The following is a 7,091-nucleotide window of genomic DNA, read 5'->3' as shown; positions in this document are numbered from 1 at the left end:
GACAATTTTATATACTCCATAAACCCTTTAAATTAATTAGGTGGTTTATGTCGCACTTCAAGTTTTACTCTGCCCTTGATTAAAACTTAAAGTTAAACGGCGCTCAGGCACCAACGTTTCTTCAAAAAAGAAATGTACACATAGCCAAGCAATCATGCCCATCAGGGTTAAAAAGGCAAAAATGATATGCCAATCAAAAAACAAAAGTACCCAAGCCCCCAACATGGGCGCCATAATCGGGGCAATGGTGGCCACAATCATCATGCTTGAAAATGCCTGTGCTGAGCTGTGTAAATCTAAACGATCCCGAATTGCAGCACGCGCAATCACCACACCTACACAACCGCCTAAAGCCTGTAAAATACGTGCGGCAATGAGACTCCATTCGTTATAGGCAAATACACACAATAAGCTGGCCAAAATATACAGCGATAAGCCAATATACAGTGGCGTTTTACGTCCAATACGGTCACTTAAAGGGCCATAGACCAATTGCCCGACCGCCAAACCCAAAAAATAAGCTGGCAAACTGTTGGCAACCATTTGGGTACTTACCCCAAAATCTTCTGCCATTAATGGCAATGCCGGTAGATACATATCAATACTTAAAGGCCCTAATGCAGTGAGTAAGGCCAGCAATAAAATCCAGCTGTTGGGATAGGCTTTAGAGGATTGTTGTAACATGACAGTATTTATTTTTAAAATGGCCAGTGTACAGACAATTCTACACCCTCATAGTATGATTTGCTTGGCAGCAATGGCATATTGGCTGCATAAAAATAGATAAACATTGACTAGGGATTTACCTTGAAAGCTTGGTTATTACCGTTACAGCAAGCCACATATCATTCTACTTTAATGTATAACCTGCGTATGCTGATTGCCTTTGCCGGCACTGCCTTTGTACCGTATTTTTTGGGCATGCAATTGGCGACCATTCCCTTAACTTTAGGCGTGGTGGCAGCGGGCTTAAGTGATATTGATGACCGCTTCTCGGCACGTATTTTAAATCAGTTATATACCTATTTTGGTTTCTTTATTACCGCAGCCTCGATTCAATTTTTATTTCCTTATCCCCTATTATTTGGTTTTGGTTTAATTGTTTCGTGTATTGGCTTTATCTTACTTGGCTCGCTTGGGCGACGCTATGCCACCATCTCTTATGGCTGTTTGGTGGTGTCGGTATATACCATGTTGGGGGTGGATTTATTTAGCGATTGGTATATGCAACCCGCGCTATTGGTGACTGGCGCACTGTGGTATGGGGTACTCTCTACCATCAGCTTTTTACTGTTTCCGGTACGTCAAGTTCAAGATCAATTGGGCAAAAGCTACAGCGCATTAGGTGACTTTTTATATGCTAAATCCAATGTTTTTGATGTAGACATGACCGCCAAAAGCTACCAACAAAGCATGATTGATTTGTCGCTTGAAAATAGTAAATTGGTCGGCTTATTTAATGAATTAAAAACCGCCTTACTTACTCGCTTAAAAGGTGACCGTGGTCAAAAAGACACCCGTCGTAGTCTACAGTATTATTTTGTGGCACAAGATATTCACGAACGCGCCGATTCTGCACATATCGACTATCAAAAACTGGCTAAAGTCTTTGAGCACAGCGATGTCTTGTTTCGTTTACAACGAGTATTGTCCTTGCAAGGCAAAGCCTGTAAAGACTTAGGCGACAGCATTATTCGGCGACAAAAATATCAACATAACAGCCGCTTTAAACATACCTTTGCCAATTTAAAACAATCACTTGAGAAATTACGTCAAGAACAACGCTATGACCAAGTGTGGGTTAATGCCCTGTTTGGTTTATATCAAAATTTAAAATCGATTGATGGTCAATTGCGCAACTTAGAAACCGAGCGCACCATTCATTTAGATAAAATGCGCCATATTGAACATCAACTCAAAGACGATGACCTAAAAGGCTTTGATGACATGGTGATTCGGGTTAAACAACATTTAACCCCCGAATCGGTGCTATTTCGGCATGCGGTACGTTTATCCATTGTCTTGTTGGTGGCGTATATTTTTGTGCAAGTGACCCATATCGAATACGGTTATTGGGTACTTTTAACCGCATTATTTGTCACGCAACCTAACTTTAACGCCACCAAACGCCGCTTACGCTTACGAATTGTGGGAACGTTGGTGGGGATTTTGGTCGGCTATGCCATTTTATACTTTATTCCCTCTATTGAAGGTCAGTTGTTGCTGTTGGTGCTCAGTGGTGTGTTGTTTTTTGAATTACGCAGTAAACAATATGCACAAGCCACAGCTTTTATTACCATTTTGGCTTTAATTAACTTTAATTTAGATGGTGTGGGCTTTGATGCAGCAATTCCACGCATGATTGATACTATGGTCGGCTGTTTCTTGGCATGGCTTGGGGTATCGTTTATTTTCCCCGATTGGAAATTCCGTCGTCTGCCCCGCACCATTCGCCGTTCACTCGAAGCGCAGTGTGATTATTTGGCCGAAGTGATTGAACATTATAAAAATGGTCGTAATCATGGCTTAAATTATCGTATTGTACGCCGTGCTGCACACAATCGTGATGCAGAAGTTGCTTCATTAATTTCAACCCTTGCCACCGAACCCGATTTTGACCCTGACCATAAAGCATTGGCTTTTGAATTTTTGTGCTTAAATCATACTTTTTTAAGTTATATCGCAGCTTTAGGCGCACATCGTAAACAGATCCAAGACCCTGCAACGTTAACCTTACTTAATCAAGCTCTCAATGATATTCAAGGGGCCTTGTTACACGATGAAATGCCAGATTTAAGTGCAACCAACATGTTGCAAGCCATTCGTCAGCGTTTACAACATGCAGATGAAGATCAGCATGCCTTTATTATTTTGCAACAATTGTCATTAATGCTGAGCATTTTGGATCAATTGAGTCTCTTAAAGCAAAGCTTAAGTCATGAGCGTGATCAACATGCCACCGAATTAGCCTCTTTATAGCCAAGATTTTTCCTTGAATTAAGTTCACGATAACACAAGATTTAATGCTAAACTTTTCGCAGTTCTAAATCTGTTATTTTCACTATGACCGCGAAAAATTTATACGCTTATACGCTGCAGCCTGTCCCGTATGAAGTCAGTGCCGACGAACAGCGTGAGATTCAATTACAAATGTGGCGCGGTACCAACAAAATTGGTACTAAAGCTTGGGCGATCATGGCTGCTGTGGTGGCTTTGTCGATTTTAGGGATTATTTTACTCAAAAACTATTCGACAATTTTTTGTTGGGTGGCAATTGTAGCTGTTGTGATTTACCTTTTAGTGCGTAAATTTGGCCTAGAATGGTATGTAAAACGCAAAATGAATGAGTTTCCTGCACAGGAAATTAAAGGCATTAAATTGGGCGTGCAACCGCATGGTTTAGTGATGCGCCAACAAATGGGCGTTCAAGAAGGCGTTGCTGTCATTTCTTGGAAAGACATTTATGAGTGGTACAACACACCTGAATATATGTTGGTAAAATTTAAAGTCAAAGGTCAAGAAGGTGCTTATATCCTGCCAAAGCGTATGGATTCTAAGAACTTCTCTTTTTCTACTGTGCGTAAACACTTACAAGAAAGCGTAGGTGAGCCTAAGTCAGTGTAAAACGACTTGAATTAAAAAAACCTCCCTGATGGAGGTTTTTTTTATTTAAATGATAATGAGAATAAATATTAATTCAGTTATAATTTGCCGCATTATTTAAGCCTTCTTGTATTTTTTTACCATGTTAAAAAAGATATTTTTTCAAATTCATTGGTTTTTAGGTATTACCGCAGGTTTGATTCTCTCGCTTATGGGGGTCACCGGTGCGATCTATTCTTATGAATCGCAAATCTTAAAATGGATCAACCAAGACAGCTATGTGGTTCAAGTTGAAAACCGCCCTGTGTTGACGCCTGCTGAAATTTATCAGCGCTATAGCAATCAATACCCTGCTGCAAAGATTAATAGCATTACTGTGGCGCAAGACCCAAGTGCTGCTGCAAGCGTCAATGTGGTTAAAGAAGGTGCGCGGCGTGGTCATACCATTATGATTAACCCATATAGCGCGCAAGCTTTGCCTGAGATTAAAGGTCGCGAATTCTTTCAATTTATTCAGCAATTACATCGTAATTTAACGGTCGGTCCTATTGGTAAGCAAATTACCGGTGCTTCGACCTTAATGCTGATTTTCTTTGTGTTAAGTGGTTTGTACTTACGTTGGCCTAAACGCCACAGCATTAAGCAATGGTTATTTGTTAAACCAAAACTAAATGGTCGTAATTTCATTTGGGATTTACATGCTGTGGTCGGGACTTGGGTGGTGATTTTCTACCTAATTTTAGCCTGTACCGGTTTATATTGGTCGTATGACTGGTGGCGCAACGGTATGTTTAAGGTATTAGGCGTTGAACGTAGCCAACCTCAAGCCACGGCAACACCTCAAGGCGGTCAAGGCGGTCAAGGCGGTCAAGGCGAGCGTGCCGAGAAAATCACCCCAACTGAATTAAATATTGCCCTTACGCAAAGTTGGCAAGGCTTTAATCAAGTGGGTCGTGATTTTTCAACTTTAACCATGAACTTACCTAAACGTGCAGATGGTCAAGTGAGCATGAGCTTCTTTGATGCCGAGCCACAACATGAACGTGCACGTAACAATTTAACTTTTAACTATCAAACTAACAGCGTTGAAAAACTCGAACTCTACGAAGACAAAAAGCTCAATGAAAAAATCATGAGCAGCATGTTGCCGGTGCATCGTGGTAGCTTCTTTGGCTCGGTGTATCAATTTATGGCAATGCTCGCATCTTTGGCGATGCCTCTGTTCTTTATTACCGGTTGGATGCTGTATTTAAAACGTCGTAATCAAAAACAACTTACACAGGCTGCACGTCAAGGGGCAAACTCACCAGCCTTAGATGCAAATCAAAAACCATGGTTAATTGCTTATGCCACACAAACCGGTGTGTCTGAACAATTGGCATGGCGTACAGCAGGTAGCTTACAAGAAGCGCAGTTGGCCACTCAAGTTAAAGCTGTGCAAGATTTAAAGCCAGAAGATTTACACAACGCAGAGCATGTGTTGTTTATTGCCAGTACCTATGGCACGGGTGAAGCACCTGATTTAGCCACAAGTTTTGAGAAAAAGTTACTCACCCAACATCTTAATTTAAGTCATTTGAATTATGCAGTTTTGGCTTTGGGTTCAAAAGAATATCCAGAGAGTTACTGTAGCTTTGGTCATCGTATTGCCGCGTGGCTTGATCAAAATGGTGCACAAGCTTTGTTTAATCCAATTGAAGTGAACAATGCAAACCCAGATGATATTGCACGTTGGAATACTGCTCTTGCCCAAAGCACACAATTAGATTTAGGCAGCATCCAAGTGCATAAAGTTTATGATACTTGGACATTGGCAAAACGTGAGTGCCTAAACCCAACCAGCTTGGGACAACCTGCATTTAATATTGAGCTCAAAACTCAACACGATATTACATGGGAAGCTGGTGATATTGCAGAAATTCAGCCGGGCAATAGCCAAGCACGAATTGATGCATTTTTACAGCAACAAAAACTTAGCGCTCAGCCAGAATTGATTGCAGCATTGCGTTATAAAGATTTAAGCCAAAAGATTCATGGCTTCTTTAGTACCGAAGAGTTGCTTGAGCAATTGCCTGAATTACCAACGCGTGAATATTCAATTGCCAGTATCCCAAGTCAGCAAATGCTACGTTTGGTGGTACGTCAACAACAAAGCAACCAAGCGCTTGGTTTAGGTTCAGGTTGGCTCACCGAGCATGTAGATGTTGGACAAGATGTATTATTGCGTATTCGTAGCAATCCATCGTTTCACTTAATTGATGACAATCGTCCAATGATTTGTATTGGAAACGGAACCGGTATTGCAGGCTTAATGAGCTTAATGCAAGCGCGTGTTCGCCTAGACTATACCGATAACTGGTTAATTTTTGGTGAACGCCAACGTGAACATGACTTCTTTTATCAAAGAACCATTGAAGCATGGCAAAGCACGGGTATGTTAAAACGAATTGATTTAGCTTTCTCACGTGATCAAGCCGATAAAGTCTATGTACATCATAAGCTACGCGAACAAGCGAGTGAGTTACGTGCTTGGATCGATAAAGGTGCAGTATTGTATGTCTGTGGCAGCATTCAGGGCATGGCCAGCGATGTAGATCACGCTTTAATTGACATCTTAGGCGAAGCCCGTGTAGATCAATTACGTGAAACGGGTCGTTACCGTCGTGATGTGTATTAAGCTTAACTAAAATGCAAAAACCGAAGCAACTGCTTCGGTTTTTTTATACATAGTAAATTTTTAATGATGCAAACGAATGCTACGTGGCTTAGGTAGCTGTAAAGCTTGATATTTTTGAGGATGAGAACGCTCTAATTCATATAAATAATTTTTAAGATCGGTCAAAAATTGCTGTGGTGGTATTAAAACATGTTGTCCATCACTCGCTAGATTTAAAGCCAATGACTTTTTTTCGCGTAGCAATACCGGAATAATGTTTTCAATCAGCTCTTGCAAAGAAATTGGACATATACGATAGCCAGGCCAATGCTGTAACACAGGTTTAATTAAACTTGGATGATGCCATAACACTAAGGCTGCATTTTGGGCATCTCCACACCATCCCCAATGTTGTTCAGGATTAATAAGTGCCATCACTTGCTGCTGCTCAACCAAGTGCAACATAAATTTTTGATAAATGAGTGCAGCAGCAGACAAAAGCGAAGAATGAGAGACAGAATGCATAATTTTGCCAAAGGCAGAAACAAAAAAACCCTACATAAGTAGAGGCCATTTATTCTTATTAAGAATATGGTGGGCGCTGACGGGATCGAACCGCCGACATTCTGCTTGTAAGGCAGACGCTCTACCAACTGAGCTAAGCGCCCTGAGCGAAGAGTAACAAAGCATCGCTTTGTCTGAGCGCAAGAGAAAATCTCTGATTTTCTAAAGGCTACTCTTTTTACAGAGTTTTGATAAATGGCGCAGCGGACGGGACTCGAACCCGCGACCCTCGGCGTGACAGGCCGATATTCTAACCAACTGAACTACC

The 7,091-nt window shown here is 41.2% G+C and carries 4 protein-coding genes, 1 tRNA gene and 1 pseudogene; 3 read left to right on the top strand and 3 right to left on the bottom strand.

Features of this window, described 5'->3' with window-relative positions; translation table 11 throughout:
* Positions 1-75: 75 nt before the first annotated feature.
* A pseudogene (locus tag Q0017_RS12895) lies at positions 76-684 on the bottom strand (Bcr/CflA family efflux MFS transporter); the annotation flags it as partial.
* 123 nt (positions 685-807) lie between these two features.
* On the opposite strand from Q0017_RS12895, the gene yccS reads away from it, so the two are divergent.
* The 3 genes from yccS to Q0017_RS12880 all read left to right on the top strand — a co-directional run bounded on the left by yccS (position 808) and on the right by Q0017_RS12880 (position 6,280).
* Positions 808-2,979, top strand: a complete 2,172-nt coding sequence (gene yccS / locus Q0017_RS12890; protein WP_298147578.1) for a YccS family putative transporter — start codon at positions 808-810, stop codon at positions 2,977-2,979.
* 84 nt (positions 2,980-3,063) lie between these two features.
* Entirely contained in the window at positions 3,064-3,624 is a 561-nt protein-coding gene (locus Q0017_RS12885; RefSeq protein WP_298147575.1) for a hypothetical protein, read from the top strand.
* A gap of 121 nt (positions 3,625-3,745) precedes the next feature.
* Positions 3,746-6,280, top strand: coding sequence for a sulfite reductase flavoprotein subunit alpha (locus tag Q0017_RS12880; RefSeq protein ID WP_298147571.1), 2,535 nt, complete (start codon positions 3,746-3,748; stop codon positions 6,278-6,280).
* A 60-nt stretch (positions 6,281-6,340) separates the two neighbouring features.
* Here Q0017_RS12880 and Q0017_RS12875 read toward each other — a convergent pair whose 3' ends face one another.
* Positions 6,341-6,784: a DUF2750 domain-containing protein gene (locus Q0017_RS12875; protein WP_298147568.1), complete on the bottom strand. Its 444-nt coding sequence runs from the start codon at positions 6,782-6,784 to the stop codon at positions 6,341-6,343.
* A 67-nt stretch (positions 6,785-6,851) separates the two neighbouring features.
* Positions 6,852-6,927, bottom strand: a tRNA-Val gene (locus Q0017_RS12870).
* Positions 6,928-7,091 lie beyond the last annotated feature (164 nt).

This window comes from uncultured Acinetobacter sp. (assembly GCF_947624825.1).
Classification (GTDB): Bacteria; Pseudomonadota; Gammaproteobacteria; order Pseudomonadales; family Moraxellaceae; genus Acinetobacter.
Note: the sequence above shows the minus strand (reverse complement) of the source record. Positions and strands in the feature narration are given on the sequence as shown.